Origin of the sequence: Ralstonia sp. Ralssp110, assembly GCF_047325135.1 — a bacterium.
Lineage (GTDB): Bacteria > Pseudomonadota > Gammaproteobacteria > Burkholderiales > Burkholderiaceae > Ralstonia > Ralstonia mojiangensis.
The window spans coordinates 1,168,374-1,184,321 of the sequence record NZ_CP168609.1; the positions used below are offsets into that span (position 1 = coordinate 1,168,374).

The following is a 15,948-nucleotide window of genomic DNA, read 5'->3' on the forward strand; positions in this document are numbered from 1 at the left end:
ATGTGCCTGCGGCAGCAGTGCCGCTTCTTGGCTTCTTGATATGGCAGGACGGACGGTCGTGAAACGCATGATGTGGCGGTGGATCTGGATATGCGGTGTCGGCGTGGGCGCCTTTGGCATGGCGGTGCCTGCCCAGGCTGGACGCTGGCACGAATACCTGACGACGACATCCGTCGTGGCTTCCATCGATCGCACGTCGCTGCGCTCCAACCGTACCGGCCATAAGACCTTTCTGGCGCGCACGGTGCTCAGGCGCAGCGAACGCCGCGCCCATGGGGCCCGCTACCGGCCCGGCACCGTGATCCTCTCGCGCCAGGAGATCGACTGCCATCGCCAACGCATCCGCCTGGTCGACTATGTGGTGCGCGGCCCCGACGGCGCCACGCTCGATACCGATACCGCCGCCGGCGCGCACTGGATGCGCATCCGCTCCGGTACGCTCGCTGCGCGCTCCGCCGCGTACGTCTGCAGCCGCCGTTAGACACCGCGGCGACTCGACATTGACCGGCGGGCATAGCACTATGGTGTTTGCCCTCCCATCACAACAAGACACCGGTCGCGAGGGGCGCCGGTGCCAGCCGACGGTCCGATGAAACTGACCCTGAAGTCGCAGGCGGCCATCATGGCGACCGTCATCAGCGTGACGGTGGTGAGCCTGTTCGGCTGGTCGCAGCGCGAGCCGATCCGCCGCGAGGTGATGGCGCAGATCAAGGTGCAACAGACGGCCCTGGTCAAGGAGTCGGCGGAAGATCTCAAGCAGCGGCTGGACACCTACCTGGGTGTGCTCGAGCGCACCGCGCAGCAGATGCGCACCGTGCGGTTCGACAGCCCCGCGCAGGAAGCGGCGTTCTACCGATCCATCCAGCCGGTCAGCGGCCTGTTCGACGGCGTGTTCCTGGCCTCGGCCGAGGGTAAGGTGACGGCCACTTCGCCGCACCGCGAGGGCGTGGTCGGCATCGATATTTCAGATCGGGATTACTTCAAGCAGGTCATGGTCGTCGATCAGCCGACCATCTCCGCGCCGCTTCGCAACCGCGTGGGCGGAGAGCCCATCGTCATCATGGCCGCGCCTGTGCACGATCCGGACGGCAATCTCGTCGGGCTGATCGGCGCGTCGCTGTACCTCCTCAAGCCGAACTTTCTGGGCGACCTGCGCGACACGCGCGTGGGCCAGACCGGCCACGTCTACCTGATCACGCGAGGCGACAACCCTATCTATATCGTGCACCCCGAGGCCGACAAGACGCTTGCGCCGCTGGATGCCGATCCTGTGGCGGCTGCGGCCTTCCGCGCGGACCCGGATGCGCTGCCTGAGCCTGGCGGTGACGTGGTCACCACGCAAGACATCATCGCGGCGGGCTGGACGCTTGCTGCCGTGCTGCCCGGCGCCGAGGCAAACCGCCAGCTATTCCTCATGCGTCAGCGTTTTCGCTGGTCGCTCCTGGTGCTGGCGGCGCTGATTGGCGTATCGGTGTGGGCGGCGATGCTGTGGCTGTTGCGCCCGCTTGGCCGCTTGCATGCCGCCATGACGCAGTTATCGGCCACGGACTTGCGCAACGCGCCGCCGCTCCAGTTGGACGGTGCTTCCGCGGAAATCGATGCCGTATCGACAGCGTTCCATAGGCTGATGGGCGAGGTCATGCGCCAGCGTGCCGAGCTGGAAGCCGTGAACGATGCTTCGCCGCTCGGGCTGTTTCGCTCGGATGCGGATGGCCGGACCGTCTATACCAACGAGGCGTACCGCCGCCTGCTTGGTGCCACGCATGAAGAGGCGCTGGCCGATGTATGGCTCGCGCGCCTGCATCCGGACGACCGCGATGCCACCATGGCCGGCTGGCGCGATGCGGTCGCGCGAGGCGCCGGCTACAACGCCGAGCAGCGTGTGATCGTGCCCGGCATCGGCGAGCGATTGCTGGTGGTCACGACGGCGCCGGTGCGGGTAGACGACGAGGTGGTCGGCCACGTTGGTGTCATGGAAGACATCACCATACGGGCGCGGGCGCAACAGGCTTCGCGCGTGCTGACCAAGATTCTCGACTCCACCACCGACTTCGTTGCGCAGAGCGACGTACAGGGCAACATCACCTACATGAATCCGGCCGGCCGCCGGTTTGCCGGCATTGCGCTGGATGCTAATCTCCAAGGCCTGACCGTTGCGGATTTCTACCCACCCGAGACGATGGGCTGGCTGCGCGAGGTGGCCGTGCCTGCGGCCGCGCGCGATGGGGTATGGATTGGCGAAACCACCGCGCGAGGTGCTGAAGGTCAGGTCGTGCCGATCAACCACATGATCATCGCGCACCGCGATCCAGCCGGGCGTATGGAGTACTTTTCGTCGGTCATGCGCGACATCACGCAGGACAGGGCCGCCAAGGAAGCGCTGCAGCGCAGCCGCGAAACGCTGCAGACCGTGACCGACGCGCTGCCCGCGCTGGTGGCCTTCATCGACATCGACGAGCGCTTCCGCTTCCTGAATGCCGCTTACGAGAAAGCGTATGGGCGATCGGCCGCGAGCGTGCTCGGACAGACCCTGCGTGAAGTCGTGGGTGACGATGCTTACAGCAGCCTTCGCGATGCGTTGCGGCGTGCGCTGGGTGGCGAGACGATGGTCTTCGAGCGCGAGCTCCGCGGCCGCGATCTGTACCGGTGCGAAGAGGTCAGCTACCTTCCGCAGTTCGATGCGCAAGGCCGCGTGACGGGCGTGCATTCGGTCACGCTCGATATCACGGAGCGCAAGAAGCAGGAGCTGCACCTGCGCGCGTTGACCACCACCGATCACCTCACCGGTCTGGCCAACCGGGCCGGCTTTGAAGAGCGTTTGCTGGCGGCGCTGGACCAGGCGCGTGTGAACGGATCCACCGGAGCGCTCCTGCTGATTGATCTCGACCACTTCAAGGTGGTCAACGACACGCACGGGCACGCCGTGGGCGATGTGCTGCTGCGTACCTTCGCGCAGCGCCTGGCGCGCGCCGTGCGCCCGTACGACGGCGTGGCGCGTTTTGGCGGTGACGAGTTCGCCGTCATCCTGGAGCACCTGTCGCACCCGGACGACGCGAAGACGGTCGCCGCCAATATTCTTGCCGCCTGCAACAAGCCGTTTCGCTTGCGTGAGGCGATGGTGCAGGTTGGCGCGAGCATCGGTATCGCGACCTTCGACGCGCGCACGCTGGCGCAGAGCGTCGTCTTCGAAGCCGCCGACGAGGCGCTGTACGAAGCCAAATCGCGTGGCAAGGGGTTGTTTGTGAGCGCCGACGAGCTCTCGACAGGCTAATTTCGCGGTGCCGCAAGTCACGCAGAAACGGGTACGCTCCACGTCGATTGGACGGTATCGCGCAGGCGATATTGCGCCGCAATAGCCGTCCCCCAGGCCGGGCGGCGGACAATCCCCTATCGCACGGTCGTGCGCTTTCCGGTAAAGTCCGGCGACTGACTGCACGTGCCGGCCACCCCGGCGCGTCGCACAAGAGCGCTGTACCCATGGCGCCTTCGCTTCACACTCCGACGCACTCCCGGCGCACGCATGCCCGATCCGGCATCGCTCGCCCGGCAGGTCTTCCGCCGTTTCGCCAACGTTGTTTGTCTTTGTGGCGCGAAACCCGGCAGGCGAGCGTCCGGACGCGATGCAGGGCGCATGCGGGGGGAGCGACGGTGTTGGGCCAGCGCATCTTCGAGACGAATCGCATTCAAGCAATCGCGACGGACAAACAAGGAGCAGGTTCGCATGCAAAAAATGATCAAACGGCTGCTGTTGACGGCAGTGGCTGCGGGGGCGGCAATCGCAACGGGCGCGGCAACTGCGGCCCAGGACATCAAGATCGGTGTGGCCGAAGCGCTGTCGGGCGGCGCAGCCCAGTACGGCGTGGCCATCCGCAACGGCTTCCAGCTGGCTGCTGATGAGATCAACGCTGCGGGCGGCATCAACGGCAGCAAGATCGCGCTGGTGATCGAAGACGAGCAGGGCAAGAAGGAGGAGGCCATCAACGTCTTCAAGAAGCTGATCTTCCAAGACAAGGTGGCGATGGTGTTCGGCCCCACGCTGTCCAACTCGGCACAGGCGGCCGATCCGATCGCACAGGCGTCCAAGACGGTTGCCTTTGGTACCTCCAACACCGCAGACGGCATCACCAGCATCGGCGATTTCGTCTTCCGCAATTCCGTGACCGAAGCCGACGTGCTGCCGGCCACGATCCAGACCGTTGTGAAGAAGGCCGGCGTGAAGAAGGTGGCCGTGCTCTACGGCAACGACGACGTCTTCACCAAGAGCGGCTACGACAACTTCAAGAAGGCGCTCGAAGACCTGAAGATTCCGGTGACGACCACCGAGACCTTCGCCAAGGGCGATGTCGACTTCAAGGCCCAGCTCACCAAGATCAAGGCGACGAACCCGGACGCGATCGTGCTGTCGGCGCTGATTGCCGAAGGTGGTCCGATCATGGTGCAGGCGCGCCAGCTTGGCCTGAACGTGCCGATCATCGGCGGCAATGGGATGAACTCGGTCAAGGTGTTCGACCTGGCCAAGGACAAGTCCGACAACCTGTGGGTGGGCAGCCCGTGGTCGATCGAGAACCACACGGCCGAGAACAGCAAGTTCATCACCGCCTACACCGCCAAGTACAAGGCAGCGCCGGACCAGTTTGCGGCGCAGGCGTACGACGCCATGTACATCGCGAGCAAGGCGCTGAAGACGGTCAAGTTCAGCGGCAACCTCGAAGCCGACCGCAAGGCGATCCGCGATGCACTGCCGGCAGTCAAGCACACCGGCGCGACCGGTGCGTTTGCCTTCCGTCAGGTGACGGCACGTGGTAAGCCGGCCGGCTACGACGCCGTGCAGACGCCGATCGTGAGCGTAACCAAGAACGGCAAGTACACGATCGAGAAGTAACCTTCGGTTCTCGTTGAAACCCTTTGAACGAGACAGGCGGGGCGTAGCTAAACCTACGCCCCATCGCTTTTTTTGCGGCTGCTTTGGTGACATTCGGCCGCACCTTACTCTGATTCATCATGCTGGAACAGCAACTCGTCAATGCGCTGTCGCTCGGCTGCGTGTATGCGTTGTTCGCCCTGGGATTCACGCTGGTTTTCGGCATCCTGGGCGTGATCAACCTGTCGCACGGCGCGGTCTTCATGCTGGGCGCCTATGCGGCGCTGCAGGTCGTCCTCCACTTCGAACTGCCGCTGTGGGCGGCGCTGGCCGTCGGCTTCGTCGTGAGCGGCGTGGCCGGTCTCGTCATCGATGTGCTGCTGCTGCGCCCGCTGCGCCGCCGCAATGCGCCCCACCTGATTCCGATGATCGGGACCATCGGTGCGGGCATCGCTATCAATAACGCTATGCAGGGCGTGTTTGGGGCGGAGAACCTGCGCTTCCCGGCAGGCCTCGTGTCCGATGCGTCGCTGGACCTGGGGGGCATTCACCTCACGCCGTTGGAGCTGAGCATCATCGTGCTGTCCTTCGCGCTGATGGCGGCGCTCATGCTGCTGCTCAAGCGCACGCAGCTCGGCCGCGCACTGCGCGCGATTGCGGAGTCGCCCAAGGCGGCGGCGCTGCTCGGCATCAACGTCGAAGGGCTGTTCCTGCTGACCTCGTTTGCAGCGGCGGCGCTGGGTGGGTTGTCGGGCGTGCTGATCGGCCTGTACTCCAACGCCGTGTTCCCGCTGATGGGCCAGCCGATGCTGCACAAGGGCATCGCGGTCATCATCCTGGGCGGCCTGGGTGATATTCGCGGCGCGATGCTCGGCGGGCTGTTCCTCGGCTTTGCCGAGGTGCTGTCGGTGGCCTACATCGGCTCGACCATGCGCGACGCGGTGGCGTTCGGTCTGCTGTTCCTGATCCTGCTGGTGCGGCCGCAAGGGCTGTTCGGCAAGGTGCTCGAACGCAAGGCATAAGGAGACCGACGACATGGAATGGTTCGACAACTTCTGGTCGGTCTACAGCAACCTGGTGCTCACGCTCGGCATCAACGCGTTGCTGGCGCTGTCCATTTATCTCACGCTGTCGTGCGGCCTGCTGGCGATGGCGAATGCGGCTTTTATGGGCATCGGCGCGTATACCTCCGCGCTGCTGACGATGAACGCCGATATGCCGTTTTCGGTCGCGCTGCTGGGCGGCATGGTGGCACCGGCCGTGGTGGCCGTTGTCATTGGCCGGCCGACGCTGCGTCTTTCCGGTGTGTATCTGGCCATGGCCACGCTTGGTTTTGGCGAAGTCGTGCGCGTGCTGATCCTGAACACCGAGAACTGGACCGGCGGCGCGCTGGGCCTGAACGGCATTCCTCAATTGACCCAGTGGTGGCACGTGGCGCTGGCCGTATTGGCCACGCTGTTCGTGCTGGCGCGCATGCGGCGGTCGAAGGTGGGCCGCGCATTCGAGGCCATCAAGGAAGACGAAACCGCCGCAGGCCTCATGGGCATCAACGTGGCCGGTACCAAGCTGCTGGCGTTCACGCTCGGTGCGGCCATCGCCGGACTCGCGGGCGCACTCAATGCACACCTGACGTTCTTCATCGGCCCCAACGAATTCGGCTTCGACCGCGGCGTTGAAATTCTCACGATGACGATTCTGGGCGGCACGAATGGCCTGACGGGCCCGGTGCTCGGCAGCCTGATCCTGTCGCTGCTGCCCGAGCTGCTGCGTGCGTTCAAGGATTTCCGCCTGGTCGTCAACGGCGTGATCCTGATGGTGATCGTGCTGTTCCTGCCTAAGGGCATCTGGGATCCGGCGCGTTTCGCGCGCTGGTTCGGCATCAAGCGCGGCGGCACCATGCCGGGTACGGGCACCACGCCGGCTGCTTCCAATGAATCGCACTGAGGCCGCCATGCTGAAACTCACTTCCATTTCAAAGCGCTTTGGCGGCCTGTCGGTTTTGCAGGACGTCAATATTGAAGTGCCGCAGGGCAGCATCTTTGGCTTGATCGGCCCGAACGGCGCCGGCAAGACGACGGTGTTCAATCTGATCACGGGTCTGCTGGCACCCACCGGTGGCTCGCTCACGTTCAATGGCGAGAACCTGGTCGGCAAGAAGCCCCACCAGATCACGCAGATGGGCATTGCGCGCACGTTCCAGAACATCCGCATCTTCAAGGAGATGACGCTGCTGGAAAACGTCGTGGTGGGCATGCACCGACATCTCGACTACGGTGCGCCGGGCCTGCTGCTGTCGCTGCCCAAGTACCGCGCCGCCGAGCGCCGCGCGCGCGACCGTGCGCTCGAACTGCTCTCGTGGGTCAAGCTCGACCACAAGGCGCATGACATTGCCGACAACCTCTCATACGGCGACCAGCGCAAGCTCGAACTGGCGCGCGCGCTGGCGACCGAGCCCAAACTGCTGCTGCTCGACGAGCCCGTCGCCGGCATGAACACGGGCGAGAAGGTCGACCTGATGACCGAAATCGAAAACATCAAGGCGCGCGGCTACACGATCTTCATGATCGAGCACGACATGCGCTTTGTGATGGGCTTGTGCGAGCGCATCGCGGTGCTCAACTTCGGCCGCATCATTGCCGAAGGGCCGCCCGAAGCGATCCGCAACGATCCACAGGTCATCGAGGCGTACCTGGGCCGCGATGATGACGATGAAACGAACGGCGATGCCGCGCAGAAGGAGACGGCATGACCACCTTGCTGGAAGTCAAAGGGCTGGATGTGTCGTACGGGCACATCGCAGCCGTCAAGGGCATCGACTTTGCGCTCAAGGCCGGTGAGATCACCTCGCTGGTTGGCGCAAACGGCGCGGGCAAATCGACCACGCTGCTGGCGCTGTCGGGGCTGATTCCGAAGTCGCAGGGTGATGTGCGCGGCCAGATCCTGTTCGAGGGCGAAGACGTCACGCTGTTGTCTGCCCACAAGCGTGTGGAGCGCGGCATCGTGCAGGTGGCTGAAGGGCGCGCCACGCTCACCACGATGACGGTGCGCGAAAACCTGGAGCTGGGCGCCTATACGCGCAAGGACAAGGGCCAGATCGCCTCCGACCTGGAGCGCGTGTTCCACCTGTTCCCGCGCCTGAAGGAGCGTATCGATGGTCTGGCGGGCAACCTCTCGGGCGGCGAGCAGCAGATGCTGGCGATCGGCCGCGCGTTGATGGCTCGCCCGCGCGTGCTGCTGCTGGATGAACCCTCGATGGGCCTTGCGCCGATCATCGTCCAGGAGATCTTCCGCATCCTGCGCACCATCAATGCCGAGGGCCTGACGATTTTCCTGGTCGAGCAGAACGTGCGCCAGGCGTTGAAGATCGCGCAGCACGGCTACGTGTTGGAAACTGGCGAGATCGTGTTGGCTGATAGCGGCAAAAATCTGCTGGGCAATCCGCGCGTGCTCGAAGCCTACCTTGGCGGCTGAGTGTTTAGAACACGCCTCGGCATGCAATATTGCCGAGGTGTAAGAACCGCATATCCATTGGGTTTGCGGTTCATTTTCATCCAAAAGCGTACCCGTTTCTGCGTACGTTCAAATCCCCGCCAAGACGTGTCGCTGTGCCTCGAACAAGGCGATCAATGCGTCGGCCACGGCCCGCACGCGCGGTGATCGTCGAACGTCGGGGTGGATCACCAGCCAGATTTCTCGATGCAGCGCGGGGTCGTCGACGGGCAATCGACGCAAAAGCGTACCCGTTTCTGCGGGCGCGCCAAGTAGGTGAGGCAGCGCCGCGACACCCAGTCCGGCCAACGCCGCCTGATGCATCGCTGCCAGATCGCTGCAGCGTAAGACCACGCGACGGTCGCCTGCGTAGTTGTCCAGCCAGCGCTGCTGTGGGACGTGACGCAGGTTTTCGTCGTAGCCGATGAATTCCCATTCGGATTCGGGGCGGGCGAGCACTTCTGCGGTGGCGTACAGGCCGTAGCCGAGGTCGCCCAGCGGGCGCGTCGCCAACGCAGATGACGTCGGGCGCGACAAGCGCACCGCCAGATCAGCTTCGTGCGCCATCAGGTTGGCGTTGCGCTTTTCGCCCAGCAGCACGAGATCGATGCCGGGCCATTGCCGGCGCAATGTCGCCAGGTTTGGCGCAATGATGTGGCTGGCCACCGTGGGCGGCGCAGAGATACGCACCGTCCCACGCAAGCTTCCCGCCCCCGCTGCTGCACGTGCAAAACCCGCGGCTTCCTGCTCCATGCGTTCAGCGCGCTCGGCCAGCGCGTTGCCTTCGGCGGTCAGGCGCCAGCCGCGCGGCAGGCGGTCGAACAGGCGCACGCCCAACGATTGCTCCAGTGCGTCTGCGCGCCGCGCCACCGTGGTGTGTTCCACCGCCAGCCGTCGCGCAGCGGCCGACAAGCTGCCCTCGCGTGCCAGCACGAGAAAGTAGCGCACGTCATCCCACTGCAAGGAAGAAGAAGGTTCGGCCGCCGCCGCACGCCCCAGGGCACGCACGTTTTTTGGCCGATCTGGGCGTTTTTGCACAGAAGCTGATCAGTTTTTGTGAATTCCCGTGTGATTCTGAACGGATTACGCTTGTTTCACAACGTGACGAACGCAGTACCCGTCATCGCCCAAACCGAAAAGCGTACCCATTTCTGCGAGGACTTTTGCCATGCACGCCAAGGTGATCCAACTGCGCGAACCCGGACCAGCATTGGGTTTGCGGCCCGCCAGCCTGATGTTGGCGCCCCCCGGCCCGAATGCGTTGACGGTGCGGCACACCGCCGTCGGCGTGAACTTTGTCGACGTGTATCACCGTGCTGGGTTGTATCCGGTGCCGGCATTCCCGGCGGTGCTCGGGGTGGAGGGTGTCGGCGTGGTGGAAGCATTGGGTACGGATGTGCGCGGCTTTGTGGTTGGCCAGCGCGTGGCCTGGGCCGGCCTGGTGGATGGCGCGCCCGGTGGGTACACCAGCCATCGCAACATTCCGGCCGAACGGGCAATTGCGTTGCCGGATGCGCTGGATGACGAAACCGTTGCGGCCACGTTGGTCCGCGGCATTACCGCACACATGCTGCTGACGCGGGTACGGCAGGTGCGCGCCGGCGAAACGGTGCTCGTGCACGCGGCAGCCGGCGGCCTGGGCGTATTGCTGGTGCAGTGGGCCAAGCGCCAGGGTGCACGCGTGATCGGCACGGTTGGCAGCGAGGCCAAGGCCGCCGTCGCGCTTGGCCATGGCGCAGACCACGTTGTGCTGCATCGCCAGCAGGACGTGCGCGAGGCCGTGCTGCAGCTCACTGGCGGAGAAGGCGTCGACTATGTGGTCGATGGCATTGGCGGCGCCATGCTGCAGACGTCGTTGGCAGTGACGCGGCCATTCGGCATGGTGGCCAGCATCGGTCAGGCGGGCGATGTCGGTAACACTCAAACGAACGTCGTCGATCTTGCAGCGCTTGGACCGTCGCGCTCGATTGCGCTGGCGCGGCCAGGCGTATTCCGCTACATGGCCGATCTGTCGAACTACCGGGCAGGAGCGCAGGCGGCATTGCAGCGCATGCTCGATGGCGTGCGCGTGCCGCTGGGCGGCACCTATGCGTTGGAAGATGCGGCTGCCGCCCACACCGCGCTCGAAGCCGGACAGACCTCGGGCGCACTGCTCTTGCGCCCTTGAGAACCCTGCGCGCCGAAGGGTTTACGTGCAAAGCGTACCCATTTCTGCGGGACACTCATCGTCGTTGCTTCACGCTGCCGGGTCTCGCGTTTCGAAGGTTTTACCTCACCCCACAAGGAGCCATCGCATGCTGTACCTGATTCTTTTCAACTACACCGCACCGCTGGAAGCTCTCGATCGTGTGCTGCCTGCGCACCGCGCGCATCTGGACGCCCACTATGCGAGCGGCCACTTTCTGATGTCAGGACCGTTTTTCCCGCGGGAGGGCGGTGGCATCCTCGCGCGTGGCGAATCCCGCGAAGAAATCGACGCCATCGTTGCGCGCGACCCTTTCGTGATCGAAAACCTCGTACAGGTGCGCGTCATTGCCTGGGGCCCGAATCGCCGCAGCGCTGACACACCGCAGGCATGGTTGCCAGAGGCCGTGGTCGCGGCATCGACCTAAAACTGGCGCGGCGCCGCCGCTATCATGTCGATCTGTCCTTGCGCGAATCGACATGACCGACACGCCGCCGCCTCAACCTGATGTGCCGCACCAGCCATGGTGGCGCCGCGCGATTGCCCGGCTGCCGTTCGGTCGCGAGCATCTGGTGTTTGTGATTGCCGGAGTGATCGGCTGCGCGGGCGCCCTCTCGACGATCCTGTTTCGCGAGTGCCTGCGTCATCTGCAATGGTGGCTCTCGGGTACGGACCAGGGCCTGGTGGCCACGGCGCGCGCGCTGCCGTGGTGGGCGCGACTGCTGGTGCCGACCGTGGGTGGACTGCTGGCAGGCATCACCTTGCAGGTGGGCCTGAAGTGGATCCCTCGAAAGGGCTCGGAAGACTATATGGAAGCCATTGCCGTGGGCGATGGCGTGCTCAGCGCGCGGCAGAGCTTGGTACGCAGTGCGTCGTCGTTGTGCTCGGTGGCCAGTGGCGCGTCGATCGGGCGCGAAGGGCCGATGGTGCAATTGGCGGCAATGTGCGGCTCGCTTGTCGGCCGCGTGTTGCGGCGCTGGACGCCCGTGCCGATCGAGCAATTGCGTCTACTGGTCGCGTGCGGTGCGGCCGCAGGCATCACCTCCGCTTATAACGCGCCTATCTCGGGCGCCGTGTTCGTCTGCGAAATCGTGTTTGGCGTCATCACCACGGCAACGCTCGGGCCGCTGCTGGTGGCGGCTGTGACAGCTGACATCGTAGTGCGCCAATTCTTCGGGTACGGGGCGGTCTACGAGATGCCGCACTTCGATTTCGTTTCCGGCTGGGAAGTGCTGACGTATCTGGGCCTGGGTCTGGCCGCGGGGATGGTGGGGCCGCTGCTGCTCGGTTTGATCGACCGCGTGCGCGATGCGTTTGCACGTACCAAGCTGCCGCTCACGCTGCGATTGGCCGCAGGTGGGTTGATTGTCGGTGCGCTGTCCACGGGCGTGCCCGAGGTCTGGGGTAACGGCTACAGCGTGGTCAATGGCTTCCTGCATGAGCCGTGGCTATGGCAGACCGTGGCGCTGGTGCTGATCTGCAAAGTGGTGGCGACGGCGTCGAGCGCGGGCTCGGGCGCCGTGGGTGGTGTGTTCACCCCCACGCTGTTCTGTGGTGCTGCGCTGGGTTTGCTGTACGGCACGGGCATGCACGCGCTGCTGCCAGATGCGGCGCCAGTACCAGTCAGCTATGCGGTGGTCGGCATGGGCGCGCTGCTGGCGGCCACCACGCATGCGCCGCTCATGTCGATCCTGATGATCTTCGAGATGACGCTGTCGTACCAGGTGGTGCTGCCGCTCATGTTGGCATGCATTACCGGCTATGTGACGGCACATGCGGCGGGCGCGCCGTCGGTATATGCGCGTGCGCTGGCGCGCAATCGTCAGGATGCCGGCGACGACGCGAGGCACCTTCCATCGCCATCAGACAGCACGCAGAAATAGGTACGCTTTGCCGGCTCCAGAGTGTCGCCTAGAAATATTTGGTGGTGACAAGCTTGCCTTGTCAGCTAAATAGAAGGAAAAGCGATCTATAGATCGCCTTAAAGTGTGCGCTCCGGGGAACTTTCAAGAAATACTGCGACAATTTGTTGCTGTTGCGAATCGTTATCATTTATATTTGCGTCCGCAATACGTAGTGCGCTCTCGTGCACGGCGGCACGGGCGCAGGAGGGCGTTCCGTCCCGGCTGGCACTCAATAGAAGAGCGCCGCCGGAGAAACCACGCAATGAACCGCCGCACGCCCGTCGCCAGCGCCCTGTTGGCCCTGTTTGCCACGCCCACCGTCGCACTCGCCCAGCAGGCTACGCTTGCACAGGCACCCGCCACCGCCACCGCCACGTTGCCGGAAGCCGTTGTGAAGGGCGCCGCCCCGCGCGACGACTACAACGCCGCCAAAAGCTCCATTTCCAAGCTGCCCGAGAACCTGCGCGATGTGCCGCAATCGGTGACGGTCGTGCCCAAGGCGCTGACCGATGCGCAAGGCGGTAGCTCGCTGGCCGATGCGTTGCGCAACGTGCCCGGCATCACCATCGGTGCGGCCGAAGGCGGGCAGATCGGCAACAACATCAACCTGAACGGTTTCTCTGCGCGCACCGACATCTACCTCGACGGCTTCCGGGATCGCGGCCAGTACTACCGTGACCTGTTCGCCCTCGATTCGGTGGAAGTGTTGATGGGCCCGTCGTCGATGTTGTTCGGCCGCGGCTCCACCGGCGGCGTCATCAACCAGGTGACGAAGAAGCCGAAGCTGAAGGCCGCCACGGAAATCACCGGTTCGGTCACCACCAACGGCCTCGTGCGTGCCACCGCCGACGTCAACACGCCGACGTCGGACACTTCGGCCTTCCGCATCGCCGCGATGGCGCAGAACGGCAAGACGAGCACGCGCGACGAGATGACCGCGCAGGATTTCGGCATTGCGCCGTCGTGGCGTTTCGGCATTGGCACACCGACCGAGGTGACGCTGTCCGCGCTGCTGCAGCACAACCGCGACATGCCCGATTACGGCCTGCCGAACCTCAACGGCCACCCGGTCAACGTCAGCCCGAAGACCTACTACGGCTACACCGACGACCGCACCACGCAGGACGTGGCGTCGTTCTCGGCGAATATCGATCACAAGTTCTCGCCCAATCTGCGGCTGCGCAACCAGACACAGTTCAATTACGTGCAGACCGACGCGCGCGAGACAGCGCCCAACGCGGTGGGTACGGTCAATTCGTCGGGTGTGTTCACGGCGCTGACTAACAGCAATCTGCCGCTCTCTGCGCTATCGGTGCGTTTGCAAAGCCATGACCGCCGCATCCGTGATTACTCTCTGTTCAACCAGACCGAGTTGACGGCCAAGTTCGATACGGGTTCGGTCAAGCACACGCTGCTGGTCGGCACCGAATTCGGCCACGACGGTTACGACAACCAGAACTATTACCGCAACGGCTCGTGCAACGGCACGCCGCTGGCGCAGTCGAGCATGACGAGCGGTTTTGTCTCGTGCGAGCCGCTGGTCAGCCCCAGCTACACCACATCGCCGGCCAGCACACCGTCGAGCCTGGGCAACCTGCAGGGCGGCTCGGCCAACACGGTGGCGGCGTACTTCAACGATTCGATTGAATTCACCAAGCAATGGAAGGCAGTCGCCGGCCTGCGCTATGACCGCTACGTGGCGAGCATTTCCAACTCGCTGAATTCGGCGAATACGCCGGCGTCGGCCAAGATCACCGCGCTGCCGTACGCGCAGCAGACCGTGAACTTTGTCAGCACGCGCCTGGGCGGTATCTGGCAACCGACGGACTGGCAGTCGTACTACGTGTCGTATGGCACGTCGTTCAACCCGTCATTGGAACAACTCGTGGGCACCACGGGCCAGCAGGGTCTGGACCCGGAGAAGAACAAGTCGTATGAGGCCGGCGGCAAGTGGGATCTGCTCAACGGCGACCTGTCGGTCAGCTCGGCGCTGTTCCAGATCACCAAGGACAACGCCCGCACACAGATCGACAGCACGACGTACACCTCGGCGGGCAAGATCCGCGTGCGCGGTGCGCGCCTGGGTGCCACCGGCCACGTGACCGACAAGCTGCAGATCTTTGCAGGCTATACGTACCTGGATGCGCAGATCGTCAACGGCATTGCTGCGGGCACGCAGGGCATGACGCCGGCCAACACGCCCAAGCACGCCGCGACGGTGTGGACGAGCTACACCTTCATGCCGAACTGGGAAGTGGGCGCAGGCGCGTTCTACATGTCGCAGCGCTACGCCAACAACACCGACACGGTGCAGGTGGGCGGCTTCGTGCGCTGGGATGCGATGCTGGCCTACCACCAGCCGAAATACGACGTCCGTCTGAACCTGTTCAACGTGTTCAACAAGACGTATTACGATGCGCTGATTCCGTCCGATGGCGGTCGCGCTGTGCCGGGCACCGGCCGTGCGGCGATGCTGTCGGTGGTGTATCGGATGTAATGGCTGGGGGATGGGCCCTCGGCTGCATCCCCGTTTCCTTCCAGCGCCATGCTCGTCTGCATTCCCAACGTCTTCAACGCCGCGCAGGTGTCTGCGCTACGCGATCTGCTCGATAGCGCAGGCGATGCCTGGGTCGATGGCCGCGTGTCAGCCGGGTACTCGGGCGCGCCGGTCAAGGTCAACCAGCAACTCGATGAGAGCGCGGAAGTGGCCCTGCAGTGCCAGCAGCTCATCCTGAGCGTGCTGGAGCGGCACCCGCGCTTCATCAGTGCGGCGTTGCCGAACGTGGTGTACCCGCCGATGTTCAACCGCTACGGCGAGGGCATGACCTTCGGCGCGCATGTCGATGGCAGCGTGCGTATCCATCCGCACAACGGCACAAAGCTGCGTACCGACATCTCGGCCACGCTGTTTCTGTCAGACCCCGCCAGCTACGACGGCGGCGAACTGCAGATTGAAGACACCTATGGCATGCACAGCGTCAAGCTCAATGCCGGTGACTTGGTGATCTATCCGGCAACGAGCCTGCATCAGGTGACGCCCATCACGCGCGGTGTGCGCGTGGCGAGCTTCTTCTGGATCCAGAGCCTGATTCGCGATGACGCGCAGCGCGCCATGCTGTTCGACCTGGACAACGCCATCCAGACGCTCAACCAGACCGACGCGGATGCCACAGCACGCCGCACGCTCATCGGCGTGTATCACAACCTGATGCGGCAGTGGAGCGAGACCTGATGTGAGTCTGCTGTGCGCTTCGGCTCAGTGGCCCGAACGGCGATACAGCTCGGCCATCATGCCGCAGCTTTCCACGTGCAACGCAATGGCGCGGCTGGCTTCACGGCGCACGATTTGCCAGAAACGGGCGAAACGCGAGGCGGGGGCGGCTTTGAGAGCGACGGTGTTCATGGCGATTCCTTTTGAGGACTGATTTAGGGATAACCCTAGTAGGGAATACCCGAATGTTAGTCCGAATATTGCAGCGCAGCAAACCGCATTTGCCCGTGTCGCGTCA

Annotated in this window: 14 protein-coding genes; 12 read left to right on the forward strand and 2 right to left on the reverse strand. The window is 64.2% G+C overall.

Going from position 1 to position 15,948, the window contains the following annotated elements; all coding sequences use genetic code 11:
* Positions 1-40 precede the first annotated feature (40 nt).
* The 7 genes from ACEN9T_RS05935 to ACEN9T_RS05965 all read left to right on the forward strand — a co-directional run bounded on the left by ACEN9T_RS05935 (position 41) and on the right by ACEN9T_RS05965 (position 8,332).
* Entirely contained in the window at positions 41-481 is a 441-nt protein-coding gene (locus ACEN9T_RS05935; RefSeq protein WP_092970808.1) for a surface-adhesin E family protein, read from the forward strand.
* Positions 482-589: 108 nt separating this feature from the next.
* Positions 590-3,271, forward strand: coding sequence for a diguanylate cyclase domain-containing protein (locus tag ACEN9T_RS05940; protein ID WP_413705783.1), 2,682 nt, complete (start codon positions 590-592; stop codon positions 3,269-3,271).
* Between the two features lie 450 nt (positions 3,272-3,721).
* Positions 3,722-4,882 (forward strand): ABC transporter substrate-binding protein, encoded by a 1,161-nt coding sequence (locus ACEN9T_RS05945; protein ID WP_092970806.1) that lies wholly within the window; start codon positions 3,722-3,724, stop codon positions 4,880-4,882.
* Positions 4,883-5,001: 119 nt separating this feature from the next.
* Complete coding sequence (locus tag ACEN9T_RS05950) at positions 5,002-5,883, forward strand: branched-chain amino acid ABC transporter permease (protein WP_092970805.1); 882 nt, start codon at positions 5,002-5,004, stop codon at positions 5,881-5,883.
* Between the two features lie 13 nt (positions 5,884-5,896).
* Positions 5,897-6,805, forward strand: coding sequence for a branched-chain amino acid ABC transporter permease (locus tag ACEN9T_RS05955; protein WP_413705784.1), 909 nt, complete (start codon positions 5,897-5,899; stop codon positions 6,803-6,805).
* A 7-nt stretch (positions 6,806-6,812) separates the two neighbouring features.
* The gene (locus ACEN9T_RS05960; protein ID WP_092970803.1) at positions 6,813-7,610 is read left to right on the forward strand and encodes an ABC transporter ATP-binding protein; all 798 of its coding nucleotides are present in this window, start codon (positions 6,813-6,815) and stop codon (positions 7,608-7,610) included.
* Positions 7,607-8,332, forward strand: a complete 726-nt coding sequence (locus ACEN9T_RS05965) for an ABC transporter ATP-binding protein (protein ID WP_413705785.1) — start codon at positions 7,607-7,609, stop codon at positions 8,330-8,332. The genes ACEN9T_RS05960 and ACEN9T_RS05965 overlap by 4 nt, the downstream gene beginning before the upstream one ends.
* A gap of 108 nt (positions 8,333-8,440) precedes the next feature.
* Here ACEN9T_RS05965 and ACEN9T_RS05970 read toward each other — a convergent pair whose 3' ends face one another.
* The gene (locus tag ACEN9T_RS05970; RefSeq protein WP_175537100.1) at positions 8,441-9,313 is read right to left on the reverse strand and encodes a LysR family transcriptional regulator; all 873 of its coding nucleotides are present in this window, start codon (positions 9,311-9,313) and stop codon (positions 8,441-8,443) included.
* Between the two features lie 205 nt (positions 9,314-9,518).
* Here ACEN9T_RS05970 and ACEN9T_RS05975 point away from each other — a divergent pair, with 205 nt between their 5' ends.
* The 5 genes from ACEN9T_RS05975 to ACEN9T_RS05995 all read left to right on the forward strand — a co-directional run bounded on the left by ACEN9T_RS05975 (position 9,519) and on the right by ACEN9T_RS05995 (position 15,671).
* Positions 9,519-10,517: a quinone oxidoreductase family protein gene (locus tag ACEN9T_RS05975; protein WP_092970800.1), complete on the forward strand. Its 999-nt coding sequence runs from the start codon at positions 9,519-9,521 to the stop codon at positions 10,515-10,517.
* Positions 10,518-10,644: 127 nt separating this feature from the next.
* A complete protein-coding gene (locus ACEN9T_RS05980) occupies positions 10,645-10,962 on the forward strand; it encodes a YciI family protein (RefSeq protein WP_092970799.1) in 318 nt (105 codons plus the stop codon).
* Positions 10,963-11,014: 52 nt separating this feature from the next.
* Positions 11,015-12,418 carry a ClcB-like voltage-gated chloride channel protein gene (locus ACEN9T_RS05985; RefSeq protein WP_413705786.1) on the forward strand — a complete coding sequence of 468 codons (1,404 nt, stop codon included), beginning with the start codon at positions 11,015-11,017 and terminating at the stop codon, positions 12,416-12,418.
* Between the two features lie 283 nt (positions 12,419-12,701).
* Positions 12,702-14,936, forward strand: coding sequence for a TonB-dependent receptor (locus tag ACEN9T_RS05990; RefSeq protein ID WP_413705787.1), 2,235 nt, complete (start codon positions 12,702-12,704; stop codon positions 14,934-14,936).
* A 48-nt stretch (positions 14,937-14,984) separates the two neighbouring features.
* Complete coding sequence (locus tag ACEN9T_RS05995; RefSeq protein WP_413705788.1) at positions 14,985-15,671, forward strand: Fe2+-dependent dioxygenase; 687 nt, start codon at positions 14,985-14,987, stop codon at positions 15,669-15,671.
* Positions 15,672-15,695: 24 nt separating this feature from the next.
* Here the strand turns inward: ACEN9T_RS05995 and ACEN9T_RS06000 are convergent, their stop codons facing one another.
* Positions 15,696-15,842: a hypothetical protein gene (locus tag ACEN9T_RS06000; protein ID WP_413705789.1), complete on the reverse strand. Its 147-nt coding sequence runs from the start codon at positions 15,840-15,842 to the stop codon at positions 15,696-15,698.
* Positions 15,843-15,948 lie beyond the last annotated feature (106 nt).

What these genes read in the sequence shown, in the direction of transcription:
- ACEN9T_RS05935 (WP_092970808.1), top strand. Translation starts at nt 41, where the DNA reads ATGGCAGGACGGACGGTCGTGAAACGCATGATGTGGCGGTGGATCTGG.
- ACEN9T_RS05940 (WP_413705783.1), top strand. Translation starts at nt 590, where the DNA reads ATGAAACTGACCCTGAAGTCGCAGGCGGCCATCATGGCGACCGTCATC.
- ACEN9T_RS05945 (WP_092970806.1), top strand. Translation starts at nt 3,722, where the DNA reads ATGCAAAAAATGATCAAACGGCTGCTGTTGACGGCAGTGGCTGCGGGG.
- ACEN9T_RS05950 (WP_092970805.1), top strand. Translation starts at nt 5,002, where the DNA reads ATGCTGGAACAGCAACTCGTCAATGCGCTGTCGCTCGGCTGCGTGTAT.
- ACEN9T_RS05955 (WP_413705784.1), top strand. Translation starts at nt 5,897, where the DNA reads ATGGAATGGTTCGACAACTTCTGGTCGGTCTACAGCAACCTGGTGCTC.
- ACEN9T_RS05960 (WP_092970803.1), top strand. Translation starts at nt 6,813, where the DNA reads ATGCTGAAACTCACTTCCATTTCAAAGCGCTTTGGCGGCCTGTCGGTT.
- ACEN9T_RS05965 (WP_413705785.1), top strand. Translation starts at nt 7,607, where the DNA reads ATGACCACCTTGCTGGAAGTCAAAGGGCTGGATGTGTCGTACGGGCAC.
- ACEN9T_RS05975 (WP_092970800.1), top strand. Translation starts at nt 9,519, where the DNA reads ATGCACGCCAAGGTGATCCAACTGCGCGAACCCGGACCAGCATTGGGT.
- ACEN9T_RS05980 (WP_092970799.1), top strand. Translation starts at nt 10,645, where the DNA reads ATGCTGTACCTGATTCTTTTCAACTACACCGCACCGCTGGAAGCTCTC.
- ACEN9T_RS05985 (WP_413705786.1), top strand. Translation starts at nt 11,015, where the DNA reads ATGACCGACACGCCGCCGCCTCAACCTGATGTGCCGCACCAGCCATGG.
- ACEN9T_RS05990 (WP_413705787.1), top strand. Translation starts at nt 12,702, where the DNA reads ATGAACCGCCGCACGCCCGTCGCCAGCGCCCTGTTGGCCCTGTTTGCC.
- ACEN9T_RS05995 (WP_413705788.1), top strand. Translation starts at nt 14,985, where the DNA reads ATGCTCGTCTGCATTCCCAACGTCTTCAACGCCGCGCAGGTGTCTGCG.
- ACEN9T_RS06000 (WP_413705789.1), bottom strand. Translation starts at nt 15,842, where the DNA reads ATGAACACCGTCGCTCTCAAAGCCGCCCCCGCCTCGCGTTTCGCCCGT.